Annotated in this window: 22 protein-coding genes; 12 read left to right on the plus strand and 10 right to left on the minus strand. The window is 33.4% G+C overall.

Features of this window, described 5'->3' with window-relative positions; all coding sequences use genetic code 11:
• Nucleotides 1–19: 19 nt before the first annotated feature.
• Together N5D03_RS06530 and N5D03_RS06535 are read right to left on the minus strand one after the other, a co-directional pair.
• The gene (locus N5D03_RS06530; protein WP_038335039.1) at nt 20–520 is read right to left on the minus strand and encodes a hypothetical protein; all 501 of its coding nucleotides are present in this window, start codon (nt 518–520) and stop codon (nt 20–22) included.
• A 161-nt stretch (nt 521–681) separates the two neighbouring features.
• On the minus strand, nt 682–1,368 hold the full coding sequence (locus tag N5D03_RS06535; protein WP_221854254.1) for a YceI family protein: 687 nt from the start codon (nt 1,366–1,368) through the stop codon (nt 682–684).
• A gap of 100 nt (nt 1,369–1,468) precedes the next feature.
• Here N5D03_RS06535 and N5D03_RS06540 point away from each other — a divergent pair, with 100 nt between their 5' ends.
• Nucleotides 1,469–2,482, plus strand: coding sequence for an ABC transporter ATP-binding protein (locus N5D03_RS06540; RefSeq protein WP_280051222.1), 1,014 nt, complete (start codon nt 1,469–1,471; stop codon nt 2,480–2,482).
• Complete coding sequence (locus N5D03_RS06545; protein ID WP_280051223.1) at nt 2,473–3,012, plus strand: GNAT family N-acetyltransferase; 540 nt, start codon at nt 2,473–2,475, stop codon at nt 3,010–3,012. Before N5D03_RS06540 ends, N5D03_RS06545 begins: the two co-directional genes overlap by 10 nt.
• An 83-nt stretch (nt 3,013–3,095) precedes the next feature.
• Here N5D03_RS06545 and N5D03_RS06550 read toward each other — a convergent pair whose 3' ends face one another.
• Genes N5D03_RS06550 through N5D03_RS06560 form a run of 3 tightly spaced genes read right to left on the minus strand, consistent with a single transcriptional unit; the run spans nt 3,096 to nt 5,870 of the window.
• Nucleotides 3,096–3,872, minus strand: a complete 777-nt coding sequence (locus tag N5D03_RS06550) for an alpha/beta fold hydrolase (protein WP_280051224.1) — start codon at nt 3,870–3,872, stop codon at nt 3,096–3,098.
• Between the two features lie 3 nt (nt 3,873–3,875).
• Nucleotides 3,876–4,601, minus strand: coding sequence for a pyridoxine 5'-phosphate synthase (locus N5D03_RS06555; protein WP_280051225.1), 726 nt, complete (start codon nt 4,599–4,601; stop codon nt 3,876–3,878).
• A 9-nt stretch (nt 4,602–4,610) separates the two neighbouring features.
• Nucleotides 4,611–5,870, minus strand: coding sequence for a mechanosensitive ion channel domain-containing protein (locus N5D03_RS06560; RefSeq protein ID WP_280051226.1), 1,260 nt, complete (start codon nt 5,868–5,870; stop codon nt 4,611–4,613).
• A gap of 65 nt (nt 5,871–5,935) precedes the next feature.
• Here N5D03_RS06560 and N5D03_RS06565 point away from each other — a divergent pair, with 65 nt between their 5' ends.
• The 8 genes from N5D03_RS06565 to ggt all read left to right on the plus strand — a co-directional run bounded on the left by N5D03_RS06565 (nt 5,936) and on the right by ggt (nt 16,174).
• Nucleotides 5,936–6,421: a DUF456 domain-containing protein gene (locus tag N5D03_RS06565; RefSeq protein WP_125350498.1), complete on the plus strand. Its 486-nt coding sequence runs from the start codon at nt 5,936–5,938 to the stop codon at nt 6,419–6,421.
• A 110-nt stretch (nt 6,422–6,531) separates the two neighbouring features.
• Nucleotides 6,532–6,993 carry a ribosome assembly cofactor RimP gene (gene rimP / locus N5D03_RS06570; protein WP_125350497.1) on the plus strand — a complete coding sequence of 154 codons (462 nt, stop codon included), beginning with the start codon at nt 6,532–6,534 and terminating at the stop codon, nt 6,991–6,993.
• A gap of 15 nt (nt 6,994–7,008) precedes the next feature.
• Nucleotides 7,009–8,244, plus strand: coding sequence for a transcription termination factor NusA (gene nusA / locus N5D03_RS06575; RefSeq protein WP_038335048.1), 1,236 nt, complete (start codon nt 7,009–7,011; stop codon nt 8,242–8,244).
• A 63-nt stretch (nt 8,245–8,307) separates the two neighbouring features.
• Nucleotides 8,308–11,394 carry a translation initiation factor IF-2 gene (gene infB, locus N5D03_RS06580; RefSeq protein WP_114997918.1) on the plus strand — a complete coding sequence of 1,029 codons (3,087 nt, stop codon included), beginning with the start codon at nt 8,308–8,310 and terminating at the stop codon, nt 11,392–11,394.
• A 235-nt stretch (nt 11,395–11,629) separates the two neighbouring features.
• Nucleotides 11,630–12,715 carry a TonB-dependent receptor plug domain-containing protein gene (locus N5D03_RS14985; RefSeq protein ID WP_347880913.1) on the plus strand — a complete coding sequence of 362 codons (1,086 nt, stop codon included), beginning with the start codon at nt 11,630–11,632 and terminating at the stop codon, nt 12,713–12,715.
• An 87-nt stretch (nt 12,716–12,802) separates the two neighbouring features.
• The gene (locus N5D03_RS14990; RefSeq protein WP_347880914.1) at nt 12,803–13,480 is read left to right on the plus strand and encodes a hypothetical protein; all 678 of its coding nucleotides are present in this window, start codon (nt 12,803–12,805) and stop codon (nt 13,478–13,480) included.
• Between the two features lie 38 nt (nt 13,481–13,518).
• On the plus strand, nt 13,519–14,430 hold the full coding sequence (locus N5D03_RS14995) for a TonB-dependent receptor (RefSeq protein WP_347880915.1): 912 nt from the start codon (nt 13,519–13,521) through the stop codon (nt 14,428–14,430).
• Between the two features lie 76 nt (nt 14,431–14,506).
• Nucleotides 14,507–16,174 (plus strand): gamma-glutamyltransferase, encoded by a 1,668-nt coding sequence (gene ggt / locus N5D03_RS06590; protein WP_280037276.1) that lies wholly within the window; start codon nt 14,507–14,509, stop codon nt 16,172–16,174.
• A 53-nt stretch (nt 16,175–16,227) separates the two neighbouring features.
• On the opposite strand, the gene N5D03_RS06595 is transcribed toward ggt, so the two are convergent.
• On the minus strand, nt 16,228–16,509 hold the full coding sequence (locus tag N5D03_RS06595) for a GNAT family N-acetyltransferase (RefSeq protein WP_219033833.1): 282 nt from the start codon (nt 16,507–16,509) through the stop codon (nt 16,228–16,230).
• A 24-nt stretch (nt 16,510–16,533) separates the two neighbouring features.
• Nucleotides 16,534–17,406: a pirin family protein gene (locus tag N5D03_RS06600; protein WP_280051227.1), complete on the minus strand. Its 873-nt coding sequence runs from the start codon at nt 17,404–17,406 to the stop codon at nt 16,534–16,536.
• Between the two features lie 223 nt (nt 17,407–17,629).
• Here N5D03_RS06600 and N5D03_RS06605 point away from each other — a divergent pair, with 223 nt between their 5' ends.
• Entirely contained in the window at nt 17,630–17,788 is a 159-nt protein-coding gene (locus N5D03_RS06605; RefSeq protein ID WP_185144212.1) for a hypothetical protein, read from the plus strand.
• 71 nt (nt 17,789–17,859) lie between these two features.
• Complete coding sequence (locus N5D03_RS06610; RefSeq protein ID WP_125350491.1) at nt 17,860–18,111, plus strand: hypothetical protein; 252 nt, start codon at nt 17,860–17,862, stop codon at nt 18,109–18,111.
• A gap of 251 nt (nt 18,112–18,362) precedes the next feature.
• Here the strand turns inward: N5D03_RS06610 and N5D03_RS06615 are convergent, their stop codons facing one another.
• The 3 genes from N5D03_RS06615 to N5D03_RS06625 form a co-directional block, all read right to left on the minus strand.
• A complete protein-coding gene (locus tag N5D03_RS06615; protein ID WP_125350490.1) occupies nt 18,363–20,027 on the minus strand; it encodes a hypothetical protein in 1,665 nt (554 codons plus the stop codon).
• Between the two features lie 6 nt (nt 20,028–20,033).
• Nucleotides 20,034–22,013 (minus strand): urocanate hydratase, encoded by a 1,980-nt coding sequence (locus tag N5D03_RS06620; protein ID WP_280051229.1) that lies wholly within the window; start codon nt 22,011–22,013, stop codon nt 20,034–20,036.
• An 89-nt stretch (nt 22,014–22,102) separates the two neighbouring features.
• Nucleotides 22,103–22,477: a DUF2809 domain-containing protein gene (locus N5D03_RS06625; RefSeq protein ID WP_280051231.1), complete on the minus strand. Its 375-nt coding sequence runs from the start codon at nt 22,475–22,477 to the stop codon at nt 22,103–22,105.
• Nucleotides 22,478–22,538: the final 61 nt, after the last annotated feature.

Below are 22,538 nucleotides of genomic sequence, written 5' to 3' on the forward strand. Positions count from 1 at the left end.
GGTTTTTGTTGTATTTTTTTTATTCAAAATCGTCTTCCGTGAATTCGAATTCTTCAAATGTACATTCTATTTCGAAAGGAATATCTTTTTCAGATTCTTCTACAAAATCTTGCACTTCACCTTTCCAATTCAAGGTCAAAATTCCTTTGTCGTTTACACTAAAAGTTAATTCGTTGTTTACCGTTTCGTAATCTTCTTCCGAAACATTCAACGTTGTATAATATACTTCCACAGTTTCACCTTCTTCGTCTTCTTCCTCGGCAAAACCGTAAGGAATAGAAACTTTTTTACCGTTTAATTCTTCTACAGATTCTACATCCAAAGGAAAATCATCAATAAATAAAGAAAGTTGAGGAAAATCGTTTTGTAACGAATCGCCTTCTACGTGTTCTAAGTCATCAGTCGAATGTATTTCGACCAACAAACATTTTTTATTTCCTTGAAAAACGACTTTGCATAACGATTTTTCAATATTATAATTAAATGTTTCATCCGGATGGAAGAACTTAATTGTTTTCATTGTTTTGTTAATGTATGTTATTAATTATGAGTACGAATATAATTAAGTTCAATTAATTATCACAAAAAAAATGAGAGAAATTATATTTTTTCGCCTCTAAAACAAAAAAGCCATCTATCTAAGATAAATGGCTTCTATTATTTTATGAATATTCAATTCGATTATTTTGCAGCTTCTTCAGTTGCAGCAGCTGGTTTAGCTGATAAATCTACTTGTAATAAAACTTCGTCTTTTATGATAGAACCTCCAGCACCTACGAATGCAATTCCGAAATCTTTACGGTTAATTCCGAATTCTTCAGATTTGATTGTTACACCATTCGCATCAACAGTTACATTAGCTTTGAAAGTAACATTTTTAGGAACTCCACGGAAATCTAAGTTTCCAGAAATTTCTGAATTGTAATCTCCACCTTCTAAAGCTTTAACTCCTGTAATTTCGAAAGTTGCAGTTGGGAATTTTTCAACGTCTAAGAAATCAGCAGATTTTAAGTGTCCGTCTAATTTTCCTTTGCTTTCTGCATCAGCATCTAAATCTTTAGATTCGAAAGAAGCAAAATCAGCAACAAATTTCCCTGATTCTAAAACTCCATCGTGTACTTTTACAGAACCTTCTTTTAATTTTACAACTCCGTAGTGACCTTCTTCTGGTTTGTTGATATCGTCAAAAGTTTTTCCACCTTTCCAATTTACAACAGATGCAGTTGTATCAACAGCATATTCTGCAGCTCCTTCAGTTGATGTTGCTCCTTCTTGAGCTTCAGTTGCAGCTTTAGTTTCAGTTTTTCCTCCACAAGAAGTTAATGCAACAGCAGAAACAACAGCCAATCCTAAGAATAATTTTTTCATATTGCTTTTTTTAATTTTTTCTTTTACAAAACTATAATATAAATTAATAGTTGATATTGATTTATATCAATAAATGAAATAATTAAACAATTATTTCATATTGAATAAATCTAATACCTTAGCCAAACATAAGAAAAATTATTCAATCGTGCTAAACGTAAAACAACTCAGTTATAATTATCCAGATTTCGAAGAAAAAGTACTCGATAACATCAATTTTGCAGTTAACAAAGGCGAAGTGATAAGTATTATTGGGGAAAGTGGAAGTGGAAAATCAACTTTACTGAAATTGATTTATGGTTTGCTAGATTTTAAAGAAGGAGAAATTTACTATCATACTAAGAAATTACGTGGTCCTGCTTATAATTTGATTCCAGGTCATAAAATGATGAAATACGTAGCGCAAGATTATGATTTGTTAGATTTTGTGACTGTTGGTGAAAATGTCGGAAAATTCTTAAGCAATTTTGATTTAGAACTTAAGCAACAACAAATTGACGAAGCGTTAATGGTGGTTGAAATGTTAGACTTTAAACATATTTTTCCAAATAAACTGAGTGGAGGTCAACGACAGCGTGTGTCTATTGCGCGAGCTTTGGCACAACAACCCGAAATTTTGTTGTTGGATGAACCTTTTTCTAATTTAGATCAAACATTAAAATTAACCATTCGAGAAAAAATTATGGATTGGTGCAAGGAGCATCAAATTACAGTGATTTTTACAACGCATGATTTGAATGATGCTTTTTATACTTCGGATAAAATTTTAGTTTTGCAAAACGGAAAAATGATTCAGTTTGATGAGGTCGAGAATGTGCGAAATTCTCCTGCGACAGCTTATGTGGCCAAACTTTTTGGTTATGTAAATGTGTTGGATGATTCGCAAGATTTAGGAATTGATTCGTCTAAAATTGTCATTTATCCAGAAGAAATTGCAATTTCAGAAAATGGAAAATTCGAAGGAAAAGTAATTTCATCAAAATTTCAGGGAAGAGATTATTTGGTAAGATTTACATTCAAAAACATTGAATTGTTGACTTATTCTTCTCAAAAATTAATGAAAGATGAGTTGATACATTTTGAAGTTATAAAATTTCATCAATTATGCATTTAGAAAGTTTACAAGTAACGGAATTGTGTAGCGAACGATTAATTTTGATGCCGTTCACGATTTCCATTTGCGAAAATATATTACAAAATAATTATACCGAATTAGAGCAATTAAATTTAGTTAGAGGAAAAGGTTGGCCAGATGCAGATGTAATCGAAACATTGCCTCGAATTATTGTGAACTTGTCTAAAGTTGATGCACCAACAGGTTTCGAATCGTGGATGATTATCAAGAAATCAACACGAGAAATAATTGGTGACATTGGTTTTAAAGGTTATAATTTTGTTGGAAGAAGTTGTGATATTGGTTATGGAATTATAGAAGCAGAAAGAAAGCAAGGTTTTGCTATAGAAGCAGCTGTGGAATTGATAAATTGGGCATTTACAAAAGAAACTTTAGAAGAAGTAACAGCTTGTTGTTTGATAGAAAATATTGGTTCAACGAAACTTTTAACAAAACTAAATTTCACTGAATTGAGTCGAGATTCAACTATGATTTATTGGTCGTTGTTGAGAGAAAATAAATTGAGTTAAAGAATAGATTCCTCGATAAACTTGGAATGATAATCAGATATAAAAAAAGCGAAATTCAAATTATGAATTTCGCTTTTTTGTTTTTATTTATTCAACAAGAAATCTAAAACTTCTGCTGTAAAATCTTTCGGATTTTCGGCATGTAACCAATGTCCTGCATTTGCAATTTTCTTGATTTCCGCATTTGGAAAACGCTCTTTGATAATCATTTCATCTTCTGGCATAATGTAATTTGAATTTGCACCACCCAAAAATAAAGTTGGACCATCAAATTCTCCTTTCAATAATTCAGAACCAATCATCTCTTGATAAAATTTCTCCAAAATAGCTAAATTGAATCGAAAAGCATATTTACCATTCTCGGCGTGGTAAACGTTTTTCAATAAAAATTGTCGCACACCAATTTCAGGAATATATTGTTCCAAAGTCGTTTCTACATCTTTTCGAGTTTCAACTTGATCAAAATTAACAGATTTCAACGCTTTGAAAATCGCATTATGATGAGGTTGATAAGCTTTTGGTGCCATATCAGCTACAATCAAATGATCTAATCTATTTTGATGAATCATCGCAAAATCAATCACAATTCTTCCGCCAAGCGAATGTCCCAACAAATGTGCTTTTTCGATAGAATTTGCATCCATATAATTCACGATATCTTGTGCCATCGCTGCTAAAGAAGAATCTTCGCTATGAAAACTACGTCCATGATTGCGTAAATCAATCAAATGTGTTGTAAAATATTCGCCAAAATGTTTTCCTAATGTGCTCCAATTATCCAATTGTCCAAACAATCCATGAAAAACCAATAAATGTTTTTCACCAGAGCCGACAATTTTGCTATGTAAGATTTCTGCCATTTTCTACAAATTTACTAATTCAATTTTACGTAAATACGCTTGTATTGTATTTTCTAAACCTAAATATAGCGCTTCAGAAATTAATGCATGACCAATAGAAACTTCTGCAATTGTTGGAATTTCACGAATAAAATATTCAATATTATCTAAACTCAAATCGTGTCCGGCATTTACAGCCAAGCCATTTTCGATTGCCAATTTAGCTGTTTCTTTATAAGGGTTGATCGCTTCAAGATTTCCTAAACCATATTGCGTTGCAAATTCTTCTGTGTACAATTCGATTCGATCAGCACCAGTTTTTGCAGCACTTTCAATTAAAGCAGGATTTGGATCTAAGAAAATAGATGTTCTGATTCCAGCATCTTTAAAGGTTTTAATCACATCAGTTAAATAATCAAAATGTTTGATTGTATCCCAACCAGCATTTGATGTAATTGCATCTTCAGCATCAGGAACCAAGGTAACTTGTTCTGGTTTTGAGTTTAAAACCAATTCCATAAAACTATCAATCGGTTTTCCTTCAATATTAAATTCAGTCGTTACAACAGGTTTCAAATCGTACACATCTTGATAACGAATATGACGTTCGTCTGGACGTGGATGAATCGTAATTCCTTGTCCTCCGAATTCCTGAATTTTGATTGCCGCTTCTACAAGATTTGGCGTATTTCCACCGCGCGCATTACGAATTGTGGCAATTTTATTTATATTAACACTTAATTTAGTCATGATTTTATATTATAATTTTTTTATATCAGAAAGCGAAATGCTTTGCATAATTTCTAAGTCAAATTTACGACAAGCTGTCAACAAATGATCGAAAATATCGGACTGAATTCTTTCAAATTCCAAATTGCTTGCCGAAGTTGTAAAACATCCAATTTCTATGGGCATTCCAAGCGGAGAAACAGGTAATTGTTTTACGATAATTGGATCATTTTGCGAAACTGTTTTCAAACTTTTTAAATAATGTTCAACATAAATTCTAAAAACACCAATATTGGTTAAGTTTTTACCATTAATATCTAAATCAGAATTTTCAATGTTTTGATTATAGATGGAAATTTCGTGACGTTTTTGTTGAATATAATGATGAATTAAAGTAATATTTTCGAAACGATTTAACATTTCTTCGTTACAAAACTGAAACGAATTAACATTAAACGAAACCGAACGTTTTATTTGACGAGTTCCAGTCGCCAACATCGCCATATGATTGGTTACTTGCGACGAAACCAAATCCACAGTAGGAACCGTTGCAATAGATTTATCAAACTTCTCAATTTTCACCAAATTGATGTTAATTTCTTTTACTGTTCCTTCAATATCGCCTTTGGAAACGGTAATCCAATCGCCAACTTTTACAATTTTAGAATAGGAGATTTGCAAACCAGAAACAAATCCGAAAATTGCATCACGAAAAATCAATAAAACAGCTGCGGTTAAAGCTCCGAGAACGGTAATAATTGTGTTTTTATCAACCGTAAACAAAATCATTATTCCAGAAATAATCGCAAAAAACGTGATAATAAACTTCAACATTTGCCCAAAAGTTCGCACTCCAACTGTTGTATAACTATTTTCTTCGTTGTACACATCAATAATTGTATTGATAACTCGGAAAATAAGTTGCGTAAAAACGATTAATGAAATAAGTTGTGTAATGCGTTGAACAACATGAAAAATATTTCCTTCATTCTTGAACAAAATAACATTCATGCTTAATGCAAAACTGATTGGAATGAGATGAATAGCTGAAACAAAGACTTTGTTTTTGTACAAAAACTTCAACCAATCGTTTTCGGTGAAATTTTTCAGTTTTTTTAGAAGCGGAAGAATAATAGCTCTTAGCACAAAATCTAACACAAAAAGAATAGCTATCCAAGAGACAATTTCTAAGAAATTAAAAAGATTTTCAGACAAATCAATTTTGAAATATTGATTGAAAAAAAATTTTACACCATCAGAAAATTCTTCATAAAAAGATTTATCTTGCATAAGCTGTGAATTGAGTTTAAATAGATTTGTTTGTGCAAAGTTACAGTTTTAAAAATACTAAAATAATGGATAACGATAGTATACTAAATCTTATTAGTGGAATTTTATTGGTTGTTGGTTTGGTCGGAACTGTTTTGCCAGTTTTACCAGGAGCACCTTTGGCATTGGTCGGATTATTGGTTTTCAAATTCAGTGGTGATTGTAGTTACAATTGGGGAACGATAATTATTGCAGGACTTTTTGTGTTATTAGGTGCGCTTTTAGATTATTTATTACCAGCTTACATGACCAAAAAATTAGGTGGAACCAAATACGGAATTTGGGGATCTATTATCGGATTAATCATCGGATTATTTTTTCCACCAATTGGTTTTATTGTAGGTCCTTTTCTGGGAGCATTATTAGGCGAATTAATTTTTACTGCGGCTTCGCCAAAAGTTGCATTAAAATCTGCTTTCGGATCTTTTGTAGGATTTATTTTAACAACAGGTTACGACATTATTTTAACGTTAATATTTATCGGAATATTTGTATATCAATTGATGAATTAATCAGATTAAATGGTTGAAATTAGGTCAATAAAAAAAAATGACCTATATTTGCAAAGAATTTAAAGGAATAAATGGAGGAGGGCTGGTTATAGCTCTCTTTTTCGTTGTATATGGATTCAAGTAAAGTAAAACAGCTGATAGACGAAGCAATTGCGGAAAATCCGTCATTGTTTCTTATCGATTGGAAAATCACTCCAGATGATAAAATTGTAATTTTAGCAGATGGAGACGAAGGTCTTTCAGTCGAAGAAATTGTAAGAATAAGCCGACATGTAGAGCATAATCTTGATAGAGAAGAATGTGACTTTGCATTAGAGGTTTCCTCTCCTGGTGTAGGAAGTAACCTAACCATGCCACGTCAATTTGCTAAAAATGTAGGAAGAACTTTAGAAGCTACATTAAATGACAAAGTGATGGAAGGCGAAATTGTAGAAGCCGATGAAGAAGGTGTTACAATTTTTTGGGAAGCACGCGAACCAAAACCTGTAGGAAAAGGAAAAATTACAGTAGAACACGAAGAAAAAATAAATTACGCTGACATTAAGAAAGCGATTATAAAAGTCACCTTTTAAAAAAATTAAAGTTTAATGGACAATCTTGCATTAATTGAATCTTTTGGAGATTTTAAAGACGATAAGAACATCGACCGTATTACGCTGATGGCAATCTTAGAAGAAACCCTGAAAAGTGTTTTGAAAAAGAAATATGGTACAGATGATAACTTTGATATTATTGTAAATCCTGATAAAGGAGACTTAGAGATTTGGCACAACCGTATCGTTGTAGAAGACGGTTTCTCAGAAGACGACGCAACAGATATCGAATTATCTGAAGCACGTAAAATTGAGCCAGATTTTGAAGTAGGTGAAGAAGTATCGGAAAAAATTCCGATCGAAGCATTAGGTCGTCGTGCGATTTTAACATTACGCCAAACATTGGTTTCTAAAGTAATGGAGCATGATAACTCTAATTTATACGAGAAATTTAAAGGTTTAATTGGAGAAGTAGTTTCGGGAGAAATCCACTATGTACGTCACAAACAAGTGATTATTATGGATGACGAACAAAACGAAATGATTTTACCAAAAGAAAATCAAATACCATCAGATTTTTTCAGAAAAGGAGATACATTACGTGCAGTTGTAGATGACGTAAAATTAAGAGGAGCAAAACCTCAAATTATTTTATCTAGAACATCACCAAAATTCTTAGAGAAATTATTTGAACAAGAAATTCCTGAAATTTTAGACGGATTAATTACAATCAAAAATGTAGTTCGTATCCCTGGAGATAAAGCAAAAGTTGCAGTAGAATCTTACGACGATCGTATCGATCCAGTAGGAGCTTGTGTCGGAATGAAAGGATCTCGTATCCATTCAATTGTACGCGAATTACGTAACGAGAATATCGACGTAATCAACTACACAAACAACATGAGTTTGTTTATTCAACGCGCTTTAAGCCCAGCTAAAATTTCGAATATCGAAATTAATGAAGAAGAAAACAAAGCCTTAGTTTACGTAAATGCAGACGAAGTTTCGAAAGCAATTGGTAAAGGAGGTTACAATGTTCGTTTAGCTTCTAAATTAGTTGGAATGGAAATTGATATTTTCAGAGAAGGAGCCCAAGACGAAGACGTAGAATTATCAGAATTCTCAGACGAAATCGATGCATGGGTAATCGAAGCATTTAGTGCTATCGGGTTAGATACTGCCAAAAGTATTTTAGAACAAGATGTTGATGATTTAATCAAACGTACGGATTTAGAAGAAGAGACGATCTTAGACGTTATCCGTGTGTTAAAAGAAGAGTTTGAAGATTAATTCATACTCAAGTCATAAACAATTCATACATTTGCAAACATTAAAATAAGAGATTAGCTTCATATGTCGGAAACAATAAGATTAAGTAAAGTATTAAAAGAATTAAATATATCAATAGATAGAGCTGTTGATTTTTTAGAAGGGAAGGGTACAACAGTAGAAAAAAATCCGAACTCTAAAATCGATGTGCCAACTTACGATATTTTAGTTAATGAGTTCCGATCTGATGCTAAACAAAAGCAAGCTTCCGGTGAAGTAGTCATTAACAAAATTTCAGATATCAAAGCCGCTGAGAAAAAAGAAGCAGAAGCAAAAGCTGCAACTGAAAAACCAGTAGAAAAGAAACCTGAAATCATTGAAACGACGAAAGTTGAATTGGAAGGACCAAAGACTGTTGGAAAAATAGACTTAGATGCTTTGAAACCTAAAGCCAAAGTAGAAAAAACTGCGGTAAAAGAAGAGGTGAAGAAAGAAGAAATCAAGAAAGAGGAAGCTCCAAAAGCTGAACCAAAAACTGAATCAAAAGAGGAAACGAAAGGACCAAAAGTGATTAAAGTTATTGATCTTGATAAAATAAATAATACAGGTAAACCTAAAAAGCAAGATTCTCCAGCTCCTAAAAAAGAGCAAGCAGAACCTAAAAAGGCGGAAGCACCGAAGGCGGAAGTTAAAAAAGAGGTGAAGAAAGAAGAACCTAAAAAGGTGGAAGAGGTTAAAAAGCCTGAAATAAAAACGGAAGCGAAGCCTGAAGTGAAGAAAGAAGAGATTGAAGAAGTAGCAGCAGTTGAACCTCAAAAAATTGAAACTGTCTACACAAAATTAGATGGACCTAATTTTACAGGTGCAAAGATTGACTTATCTAAATTTGATAAGAAAAAAACTGACGATAAAAAAGGGAATCAAAAAGGTGCTAATAACGCTGCTGACAAGAAAAAGCGCAAACGTATCCAGAAAAACGTTAAACCAGAAGATGTAGCAAAAGCTGGAGAAAACGGAGGAAACAATAACAATCGTCAAGGTGGTAATAACAACCACGGAGGAGGAAATAATAATAACCGCCAAGGTGGTAATAACAACCACGGAGGAGGAAATAATAACAACCGTCAAGGTGGTCAAGGACAAGGTGGAAATCGCCCAGGAGGTCAAGGCGGAAATCGTCAAGGCGGACAAGGTGGTAATCGTCAAGGTGGTGGAAACTTTAGAGGTGGAAACAATCGTGGACCAAGAGTTCCTCAAGTAGAACTTTCTGACGAAGATGTTAAAAAACAAATTAAAGACACTTTAGATAAACTTACTAATAAAGGAAAAGGATCTAAAGGGGCTAAACACAGAAGAGACAAACGTAAAGAACGTCGTGAGTTTGCTGAGCAAGAGCAAGAAGCAATGGACATGGACAAAACTTTACACGTAACAGAATTTGTAACGGTTAACGAATTAGCTTCGTTAATGGATGTTTCTGTTACAGAAGTTATCTCTGCATGTATGTCATTGGGAATCATGGTTACCATGAACCAACGTCTTGAAGCGGATACAATTCAATTAGTTGCAGATGATTTCGGATTCGAAGCAGTATTTGCTAATGCTGAAGAAGAAATCTCAACTGAAGAAGAAGAAATCGATAACGAAGAAGATTTAGTAACTCGTGCGCCAATCGTAACTGTAATGGGACACGTTGACCACGGTAAAACATCTTTATTAGATTATATTCGTAAAGCAAACGTAATTGCTGGTGAGTCTGGAGGTATTACACAACACATTGGTGCGTACAACGTAACATTGCCAAGTGGTAAACGTGTAGCGTTCTTAGATACACCAGGTCACGAGGCCTTTACAGCGATGCGTGCTCGTGGTGCTCAGGTAACGGATATTGCAATTATCGTGATTGCGGCCGATGACCAAATCATGCCACAAACACGTGAAGCAATTTCTCACGCTCAAGCAGCTGGAGTACCAATGGTATTCGCAATCAACAAAGTTGATAAACCAGCAGCTAATCCAGAAAAAGTAAAAGAGCAATTAGCTCAAATGAACTTATTAGTTGAAGACTGGGGTGGTACTTACCAATCTCAAGAAATTTCGGCTAAATCTGGTTTAGGAGTAGAAGATTTATTAGAAAAAGTATTATTAGAAGCTGAGGTATTAGACCTTAAAGCAAATCCAAAACGTAAAGCTTCTGGTACAGTTGTAGAAGCTGCATTAGACAAAGGACGTGGATATGTTTCGACAATTATTGTACAAACAGGTACATTACACATCGGAGATTATGTATTAGCAGGATCTCACCATGGTAAAGTTCGTGCAATGTTAGATGAGCGTGGTAACAATATCAAAGTTGCTGGACCATCAACACCAGTTACAATATTAGGATTAGCAGGTGCGCCAACTGCAGGTGATAAGTTCAAAGTTTACGAAGACGAACGCGAAGCGAAACAAATTGCAACTCGTAGAGATCAATTACAACGTGAGCAAACTATTCGTACACAAAAACACATCACACTTGATGAGATTGGACGTCGTATCGCTTTAGGAGATTTCAAAGAGTTGAATATTATCTTGAAAGGGGACGTGGATGGTTCTGTAGAAGCATTGACAGACTCTTTACAAAAACTTTCGACAGAAGAAATTATTGTTAACATCTTACACAAAGGAGTTGGACAAATTACAGAATCTGACGTATTATTAGCTTCTGCTTCAGATGCGATTATTATTGGATTTAATGTTCGTCCTGGTGGATCTGCTCGTGATATTGCAGAAAAAGAAGAAGTTGAAATTAGAACATACTCAATTATCTATGCTGCGATCGAAGAGATCAAAGAAGCGATGGAAGGAATGTTATCTCCAGAGTTGAAAGAGCAAGTAACAGGTAATATTGAGGTTCGTGAAACATTCAAAGTAACGAAAGTTGGTACTATTGCCGGATGTATGGTCTTAGACGGTAAAGTTTATAGAAACTCTAGTATTCGTATCATTCGTGATGGAGTTGTGATTCACGATGGTGAATTAGCTTCATTGAAACGTTTCAAAGATGATGTGAAAGAAGTTAGTAAAGGTTACGAATGTGGTCTTAACATCAAAAACTTCAACGACATTCAAGTAGGTGACATTATCGAAGCTTACGAAACTGTAGAGGTTAAAAAGAAATTGAAATAATCAATTCTCAACAAATATTTTAAAAAGGAGCTCAATTTGAGCTCCTTTTTTTATGAAATTTTATTTAATAAAAATCAATACTCTACTTATTATATAGAATTATATTCTGTTATTAATCTTATTTTTAGAATAGAATCTCTATTTAACATTAATTTAAAGTTTTATTTTATTTAAAAACGACTTGTTTTATATTCTATAAAGTCTATAAATTTGCTAGACTTTTAAAATTGTAAATATGAACAAGAAATTATACTCACTCAAAAAAATATTTTTTCTAACTGCTCTTTTCGGCGGGACATTTTTATTCGCCCAAACTAAAGTCACAGGTACGGTTGAAGATGTAAATGGACCAATCGATCAAGCAACGGTTAATGTAAAAGGAACAAATATTACGACGACAACAGATGCAGATGGTTTATATCAATTAACGTTAGAGCCTGGAAAGTATGAAATTATTGTTTCAAAAATAGGTGAGCCAACAACGACGCAAACGATTAATGTGCTTGATGAAAATGAAGTTTCTTTAGATTTCTTTTTACAATCAATCAATTCGGAGACTGATCTTAGCGAAGTTGTTTTAATTGGTTCGCGCGCAGTGGGACGTACACAATTAGATTCTTCAACACCAGTTGATGTGATAGATATTAAAGAGGTGACAAAAGATGTAGGACAAGTTTCGTTGAATCAAATCTTAAATTATGTTGCGCCATCTTTTAGCTCGAATACGCAAGTTATTTCTGACGGAACAGATCATATAGATCCTGCTTCTTTGCGCGGTTTAGGACCAGATCAAGTATTGGTTTTGATTAACGGAAAGCGTCGTCATACAACATCATTGGTTAATATTAATGGTTCGTTTGGTAAAGGTTCTGTTGGTACAGATTTGAATGCGATTCCAACTTCTGCAATTAAAAGAATTGAAATTCTTCGAGAAGGAGCCGCTGCTCAATATGGTTCTGATGCGATTGCAGGTGTGATTAATATTGTCTTGGAAGATTCGACAGATAAACTACGTGCGTCAATTTCGTATGGAGGAAATCTTTCGAGAAATGCAGAAGATAATTTTGATGGCGAAACTTTTCAAGCGAATGTGAATTATGGTGTAAAAGTTGGAGAAAAAGGAGGATTTGTAAATGTTGCAGGTTCTTACGACAAGCGTCAACCATTCAATCGTCAAAAAGAATTTACAGGAACAATTTTTTCAGATTATAATCGACCAGATTTATATCCAAATCCAACTGGAAAAGATATTACAGAGGAGGAATTAGCCCGCCGTGGAGAAACGCGTGCTGATTATGTTTCGCGTATTGGACAATCATAAAATGAAGGAGGTGCGATTTTTATTAATTCACTTTTCCCAGTTTCAGATAAAACCGAAATTTATGCATTTGGAGGATTAAATTATCGTTTGGGTGAATCGGCGGCTTTTCGTCGTCAGCCTGCTCAGTTACATCAAACAGTAGCGTCAATTTATCCAAATGGATTTTTACCATTAATTCAAACTAATAATTACGATCGCTCTTTAGCAGCGGGAATTCGTAGTGAAATTAACGGTTGGAAAGTTGATTTTTCAAACACATACGGAAATAATACCATCGATTTTGGAGTCAAAAATACAGTTAACGCATCGATGAAAGAATCTTCGCCAACATCTTTTGAAGCTGGTGGATATCGTTTTACGCAGAATACAACCAACCTAGATTTTACGCGTTTTTTTGATGATGTTTTAGCTGGAATTAATGTCGCGTTTGGTGCAGAATTTCGTTATGAGAATTATCAAATTGTAGGAGGTGAAGAATCATCTTATGCGAATTATGGTAAAGTTCGTCAAATTGGCGTAGACGGAAATGGAAAGCCAGTTTATGTACAAGATTTTAACGGAAATATCAATACTTTATTTGCTGCAAATGGTACTGCTTTAGCAGGCGGAGCGCAAGCTTTTCCTGGATTTTTACCAGCGAACGAAGTCAATGCAAATCGTCATTCTGTTGCGGGGTATTTAGATACTGAATTCAATTTTACGAAAGATTTCTTAGTAGCTGCTGCGTTACGTTACGAAGATTATTCAGATTTGGATCAACGTTAAATGGAAAAATTTCGACACGATACAAATTAGGAAACTATGTGTTGAGAGCCGCTGCAAGTACAGGATTTAGAGCACCATCTTTGCATCAATTATATTTTAGCGCAACTTCAAGTTTATTCTTAGATGGAGCAATTTCTAATTCAGAAACTTTTACAAATGATAGTCGTGCTGCAAAATTATTAGGAATTCCACAATTGAACGAAGAAAAATCGAAATCAGTTTCGGCTGGAGCAACGGCAAATTGGGGAAAATTCAAATTGAGTGTTGATGGATATTTTATCAGAATTGATGACCGAATCATTTACACAGGATCTTTCACAGGAAGTAATGCAGCAAATGCATCAGCACAAGATAAAGAGATTTACGAATTATTGCAACAAGCAAATGCAACTTCAGCTCGTTTCTTCGCAAATGCAATTGATACCGAAACGAAAGGAATAGATGTTGTTTTGACGTATCAAGATCGTTTGGGAGCAGGAAAATTACGTGGAGATTTATCGGCGACTTTTAGCAAGACAAATGTTGTGGGTGATGTACATGCTTCCGATTTATTGAAAGGAAAAGAGTCTACTTATTTTGATCGTTCAAGTCGTATTTATTTAGAATCGGCTATACCTCGTACAAAAATTAATTTATCCATGAATTATTCATTGGATAAATGGAATGTTTACTTAAGAAACGTGTATTTTGGAGAAGTTGATGCAGCGACAAATACGGTGGCCGATTCGCAAACATTTAGCGGAAAAGTTGTAACAGATTTGAGTTTTGGTTATGCTTTCAACAAAAATATTTCGTTAACAATAGGAGCAAATAATTTGTTTGATATCTATCCTGATGAAACGAAAATTGGAGGAAATAGAGGAGCAGGATATTTTGTGTATTCACGTACTGGACAACAATTCGGAACAGGAGGACGTTTTGCTTTCGCTCGTTTATCATTAAGTTTATAATTTAAATAGTTTATATGTTTTACCAAATCTTTGTCGTAATTGATGAAGGTTTGGTATTTTTGTTTAAATCGATTTTATGAAAAAAATATCATTTATTATAGTTTCATTCTTCGCGATTATTCAGTTGAATGCGCAAGAATCTTACAAAAATGGAGCTGTTGTAACAGCTCATCCCGAAGCTTCAAAAGTTGGAGTTGAAATTCTAAAAAAAGGTGGAAATGCGATTGACGCTTCTATTGCAGTTCAGTTTGCGTTGGCGGTTGTTTATCCAAATGCAGGAAATATTGGTGGCGGTGGATTTTTGGTTTATCGTGATTCAAAAGGAAAGACCGATGCGTTAGATTATCGTGAAAAAGCACCTTTGAAAGCGAGTGAAGATATGTATTGGGACAAAAATGGAAATGCAATTACTGATCTTAGTTTGTATGGACAATTTGCTGCAGGAGTACCCGGAACAGTCGATGGAATGGTGAAAGCGCATGAAAAATATGGGAAATTAAATTGGAAAGAATTAGTTCAGCCAGCTATTAATTTAGCTCAAAAAGGATTTAAAATAACAAAACAACAAGCGAGCGAACTGACAAATAAGCATAATGATTTTGTAAAATATAATTCAAAAACGAATGCTTTAACGTCTAAATCATCTTGGAAAGAAGGAGATTTGTTGGTTCAAAAAGATTTAGCAAATACATTAAAATTAATTCAACAAAAAGGTCGTGCTGGTTTTTATGAAGGAAAAACGGCTGATTTAATAGTGAAAGAAATGAAACGCGGAAACGGAATTATTTCGCACGAAGATTTAAAACAATATCAATCGGTTTGGAGAACGCCAGTTTCGGGAAATTATAAAGGTCTTAAAGTAATTTCGATGCCGCCGCCTTCAAGTGGAGGAATTGCATTGGTTTCGTTATTTCAATCAATCGAAGATTATCCAATCAACAAATGGGGATTTCAAGCAGATTCTACAATTCAAGTGATGGTAGAAGCAGAGCGTCGCGTTTATGCTGATCGCGCAGAGCATTTAGGTGATCCAGATTTTATAAAAGTTCCGCAAAAACAATTGTTGGATAAAAGTTATAATGTAAATCGAATGAAAGATTTTTCGTTTGATAAAGCAACACCAAGTTCAGCAATTAAAGCGGGAGAAATAATTGGTAAAGAGTCAATGGAAACAACGCATTATGTAATTGTTGACAAAGATGGCAATGCGGCTTCTGTAACGACTACTTTGAATAATTCCTATGGATCTTTGGTTGTAGTAGAAGGTGCAGGATTTTTGTTGAATGATGAAATGGATGATTTTTCTGTAAAACCAGGTACACCAAATTTATATGGTTTAGTTGGAGGAAAAGCTAATGCGATTGAACCTTCGAAAAGAATGTTAAGTTCGATGACGCCTTCTATTTTAGAGAAAGATGGTAAATTGTTTATGGTTGTGGGAACGCCAGGTGGCTCTACAATTATAACGTCAGTTTTTCAAGCCATCTTGAATGTTGTTGATTTCGGAATGACGATGCAAGAAGCTGTTGCAGCACCAAGATTTCATCATCAATGGTTGCCAGACCAAATCGATTATGAGCCAAATGCAATTTCAGAAAACGTTCGTGAATCGTTAAAACAAAAAGGTTATACATTGAAAGAACGTAAACCTTACGGGCGTGTGGAAGGAATTTTGGTCAACACTAACGGAACATATCAAGCTGGTGCAGATCCAAGAGGAGATGACAAAGCAGTGGGATATTAAGAAATACAAAAGGAACTCGATTCGAGTTCCTTTTGTATTTTTAAGAGAAAACTTTATGATAAAACGTCTTTAATTTCTGGATTTTTATCAAACTGCGCTTTTGCGAAAGGACATAAAGGAATTACTTTTATATTATTATTTCTTGTCCATTCAACCAATGCTAATAAAGCTTTTTTTCCTAAACCTTGTCCGCCATAAGTTTCGTCAACTTCTGTATGATCGATAATGATTTTATCATTACCAGCCCAAACGTAAGCCATTTCTCCAGCTTTTTTATCGCCATCTAAAACGACAAAAGCACCATTTTTCTTATCATCAATTTGTTTAATTTCCATCGAATATATTTTTAAGTTGAATATTTAATTTTCTAATGTACCAAATTTTCCGTTATTGTAATCGTCAAATGCCTCACGAATTTGATCTTGTGTATTCATTACAAACGGTCCGTATGATGCGATTGGTTCATTTAGAGGTTCTCCACTCAAAATTAGTACAATGCTATTTTCAGTTGCTTCGATTGTAAAATCTTCTCCTTCGTTAGTAAATAATAATAAATGATCTGTTGGAACAATTTCTTGTTCATTTACTTTCACCTCACCTTCAATAACCAATAAAACGGTATTGTAATTTGCAGGAAAACTAAAATTCGCTTTTCCGCCTTCATTCAATTTTGCATTCAACATATTAACAGGTGAAAAAGTAGATGCAGCACCTTTTGCTTGGTTATATTCACCAGCAATAACTTCTACAAATCCATTTTCTACGTCAACAGTAGGTATATCTTTGTGTGAAATTGCTTGATATTTTGGAGTGCTCATTTTATCCTTTGCAGGAAGGTTTACCCATAATTGAACCATTTGAAAAATTCCACCTTGTTTATAAAATTCTTCTGCATGATATTCTTTGTGTAAAACACCAGAAGCTGCTGTCATCCATTGTACATCTCCTTGATGAATTGTTCCTCCTCCACCAGAACTATCATGATGAGAAACGCTTCCTTCATAAGCAATAGTTACAGTTTCGAAACCACGGTGTGGATGCACACCAACACCTTTTGGTTTGTCTGTTGCTGGAAAATTGAATTTAGAATTGTAATCTAACATAATAAATGGATCCATTCTTTTCATATCTAAATGATAACCACTTGGAATAAAATTGTGAACTCTAAACCCATCTCCAACGAAGTGAGGTTCTCTTGGAGCGATAACTATTTCTATATTTTTTGTATTCATAATGATTTTTTTATATGTTTTTATTTTTGTTATACAAATTTACGAAGCTAAATAGTTGATTATATTGATGTAGGTTAAGAAGTTTTAATTGAATAAGTTAACATATATCAATGGTTTGTATGATCTGTTAAATTTAAATAGTTCTAAAATATAGATGAACGATGTTTGTCTAATTATTGTTTTTTTTATATTTGGTTGTATCTATCTAACAAAATAAATAAAAATGAAAAAAAATTCAATAGTTTTAGGTGTATTTGCATTAGTTACATTAGGATCTTGTAAAAATGAAACACCTCAAGAAAAAGCGCAAAAAGAGTCACAGAAAGCTTTAGACAAAGCGTATGATGCAAACGAAGCAAATCAAGTTGCGACAAAGCTGTAGTAAAATCAGATATTGCAACAGTTATTTATACAGATATTGCTGCCGCAAATGCTGCTGTTGCTAAAATTCCGATGCCTGCATTGTTAAATGATAAAGCTAAAAAATTAGCAAGTGATTTGGGTAAAGCGTTGATTGATAGTATTAATGTAAAAGACGCAAAAGAAATAGAGAAATCTGAAAAGAAAATTACTGATTTGAAAAATGATGTTGAAAAAGCTTATCAAGACAGTAAAATAAATGTTGAGGATCGTGATGCAATCAAAACATATATCGAAGATTGTGTAAGAGCTGCAGTAGCTACTGTTGTAGCTATACATTCTTAATATTCTTTTTATAGAAGTATAAAGCCCACCTCAATTGAGGTGGGTTTAGTTATATATAATAAATTCTCATCAACCATATTAGGAAGTGTAACCTTTAGCAAAGGCTCTTCTTCCATGGCACGTTTTGTCGAAAAGATAGCTTCATCGTTTCATTCACATCCCAATGTATATTGATTTTAAACTGTTTTCAGCATCAGAATTTTATTCAACTGTTTATTTCAGGTCTATGAGATCACAATTAAACAAATAAATTAGTCAAGTAGTTTTTCTATAAATTCATTATTCTGAATTCTAATTTTTATAAAATTATCGCTATTAATTAAAAAATCTAAATATTTTTTAATAAGTATATCGCCGTATGATTTTTTAATTTTATTGATTAAATCAAGTTCCATATCTTTTTGAGAAGAATAACTGTAGAGATAAGCTAAACGTTTAAGTAAATTTATTAAGAAGGTATTTTTGTTAAATAAAAAGAGTTGATCAAAATAACATAAAATTATTTCAGCTGGAACATAATTACTTATTACATCGATCATTTTTTTATACTCCTTTTCAGCATCTAATATCTTAAAATATAAATCAATACAATCATCTGATTCGTAAAAATTTATTTTAAGATTAGTAAGTGTTTTCGTTCTGAATTTTTTAAACTTTTCTTCTTCATTTAAATGATTTTTTATAAAAAGAAAATCTTCTAATGATGGATTGTAAGGGAATTTTAAAAGTTTTATTTCTGTATATTTAGGCAAATCATTTGTCTGTTTATAAAGTTTTTCTAGAATATTGTAATAAGGGTAGTTGTATTTTTCTTTAGAATTGTTTGAAATAATATCTTTACAATAAGCTTCTACAGCAATATGGTCAGTTTTCATTAGTTCTTCTAAAATCATTAAATTATAGTCATTTTGATAAATTGATGGTTTGAAATAATCTTTTATTTCTGTAAACAACTCTGTCTCTATCATGATTTGTAGAAAGAATGTCTGAATCTCTATGTTATAATTTATATTTTCTTTATGCCATTTTTTTAGGTAATTTAGAAGGTGTTGTCCGATAATTTTTTTTCTCTCTGTAGTCGCTTGATAATATATTTCTTTATTTATTTCAAAATCATTTACAGTTATATTATCCATATTAAGGAAGTTGCTCCAATGATCAAGTACAACGTTTTTCCATTGTTCTTCTACTGCTATTTTATTGATCCTAAAAGCATATTTTTCTATAATAGCGTAAACATATTTTTCTAATCTTTTACTTGTTGTACCCGAGTTAAAATGAAAAGAAAGTAATAAATCACATATTCTTATAATTAGTGGTTTTACGATTTCTGTCGTCTTAATAATGCAATCTATATAAGCAAATACAGGTTCAAGAGCAATTTGTAGTAAATCGATTATCTTTTTTACTTCGGATATTTCTACTTTCCTTTTTTTACCTATTATTGAGGTTATTGTATCTTTTATTAATTGTTCTACTTCATCAAGAGAATACTCTTTTTGTTTTTGAGAAAATGATAACATGAAATATTGTTCAGCTTCTCTATTTGTATTAAAAAAATCAAGTAACCATTTTCTTAAATCTTCTTCTTCAATTAGTTTAAGTAAAGTTTCGCTCTCTTTTTCTTTTTTTATGCGAGTTTTTTTAACAGGTTTTAAAGAGGTAAGTTTTACGATTTCTTCTAGCATTTTTTTTTGATGAATACACCAAGATTCGTTACTTCCACAATCACAAGAATGGGAAGTAACTTCTTTATTTTTGATTACTATATTTACATCGTAACTATTCGACTGGTCATCTACAAAAGCAATAAAGTTCCCTTTTTTTTCTTCTTCTAATTCTCTAATTTCGAGTTTTTTAATATCTCTTTTGTTTTGAGAAGAAATTAATTTGAGTAAATTTTCAATAGTATTCATAAGCTTTTATAATAAATCTTCGTCAACGATATTCGGTAAAGTCACCTTTAATAAAGGTTCTTCTTCCATGGCACGTTTAATTGCAAAAATAGCTTCTTCGTTTCTTGCCCAAGAGCGACGAGCAATTCCGTTATTCACATCCCAATGCAACATTGATTTCAAGCGTTGTTCAGCATCAGAAGATCCATCCAATAACATACCGAATCCACCATTGATTACTTCGCCCCAACCAACGCCGCCGCCGTTGTGAATAGAAACCCAAGTTGCACCTCGGAAACTGTCGCCAATGACATTATGAATCGCCATATCGGCTGTGAATTTTGATCCATCATAAATATTAGATGTTTCACGGAAAGGCGAATCTGTTCCCGAAACATCGTGATGATCACGACCTAAAACCACAGGTCCAATTTCACCTTTTGCAATTGCATCGTTGAATGCTTTCGCAATCTTGATTCGACCTTCGGCATCCGCATATAAAATACGAGCTTGTGATCCAACCACCAATTTATTTTGTTGCGCTCCTTTAATCCACGTGATATTATCCTGCATTTGTTGCTGAATTTCTTGTGGAGAATGCAGCATGATTTCTTCTAAAACTTGGCAAGCAATTTCGTCTGTCTTTTGTAAATCTTCAGGTTTCCCCGACGTACAAACCCAACGGAAAGGTCCAAATCCATAATCGAAACACATTGGTCCCATAATATCTTGGACATACGACGGATATTTGAAATCGATGCCGTTTTCTGCCATCACATCAGCACCGGCACGAGAAGCTTCCAATAAGAATGCGTTCCCGTAATCAAAGAAATACGTTCCCTTTGCGGTATGTTTATTCACAGCTGCTGCATGACGACGTAACGATTCTTGTACTTTCTGTTTGAATAATTCTGGATTATTCGCCATCATTTCATTGGCTTCTTCAAAGGATAATCCAACTGGATAATATCCTCCTGCCCAAGGATTATGTAATGAAGTTTGATCTGAACCTAAATCGATGTAGAGATTCTCTTGGTCAAATTTTTCCCAAACCTCAACAATATTTCCATCGTAAGCAATCGAAACAACTTCTTTGTCTTCTTTCGCTTTTCGAACACGAGTGACTAATTCATCCAAATCCGAAATCACTTCATCGACCCAACCTTGTTCATGGCGTTTCCAAGTCGCTGCAGGATTTACTTCAGCTGTTACCGAAATCACGCCTGCAATATTTCCAGCTTTTGGTTGTGCACCCGACATTCCACCTAAACCAGCGGTTACAAATAACTTACCAGCTGTTCCGTTCGAATCGATTTTACGACAACCATTCATAACAGTAATCGTTGTTCCGTGAACAATTCCTTGCGGGCCAATGTACATATAACTTCCGGCTGTCATTTGTCCGTATTGTGAAACCCCTAAGGCATTCATTTTTTCCCAATCATCCGGTTTCGAATAATTCGGAATCACCATTCCATTCGTAACGACAACGCGAGGAGCATTTTTGTGTGAAGGAAATAAACCCATTGGATGTCCAGAATACATCACCAAGGTTTGCTCTTCTGTCATTTCAGACAAATATTTCATCGTTAATAGATATTGCGCCCAGTTCTGGAAAACGGCACCATTTCCACCATAGGTGATTAATTCTTCTGGATGTTGTGCAACTGCATGATCCAAATTATTTTGAATCATTAATTGAATTGCTTTTGCTTGTTCTGAATTTCCTGGATAATCTGTAATTGGACGTGCAAAAATTTTGTAATCAGGCATCAAACGATACATATAAATACGTCCGAAATCTTCTAATTCTTGCTTAAATTCTGGAATTAATTCTGCATGATCTTTTGGTTCGAAATAACGTAATGCATTTTTTAACGCTAATTTTTTTTCGTCTTCCGATAATATTTCTTTACGCTTTGGTGCGTGACTTACGTTAGGATTTCTGTCTTTTTTTTGAGGTAAAACAGAAGGAATGCCTTGTTTTATTTGTTCTTGAAAAGTCATTTTTTTGTGTTTTTATATTTTGCGTTAAACGTTATAAGTTTTACGATTTTTTGTTGTTATTCTGAACTTGTCGAGGAATCTCGTTCAAATTACATTTCTTTCATCAAATCTTTATCAATAAAAAATAATAGAATAAATCCGACAAAATAACATAGTAAATCAATCCACGAAAATGATGTTCCGATGATTATTCGAGCCGCTTTGTTATGTCCTAAGCCAATCATTTCTACAAAATTAAAATATTGTAAAATTTCAACTACAAAAGAAAAAATCAACGTAAAAATGGCAATGTTAATTGCTTTTGTGTTGATAAATGTTTTGATAAAATAGTAAATAAAAATCACGACTAAAATATCACCAACGAAGGGACGAATGATTTTGTCTTTGATGTATAACGCAATAATTACTTCAATCAAAAAGATAATAATTGCTATGGTGAATGATTTTTTATCGAATTTTAGCATATTACATTTTAATTTGATGCGAAGTTGAAATGAATTCAACTTGACTAATCGTTAAGTCATC

Source organism: Empedobacter sp. GD03861 (assembly GCF_029840885.1).
Lineage (GTDB): Bacteria > Bacteroidota > Bacteroidia > Flavobacteriales > Weeksellaceae > Empedobacter > Empedobacter falsenii_B.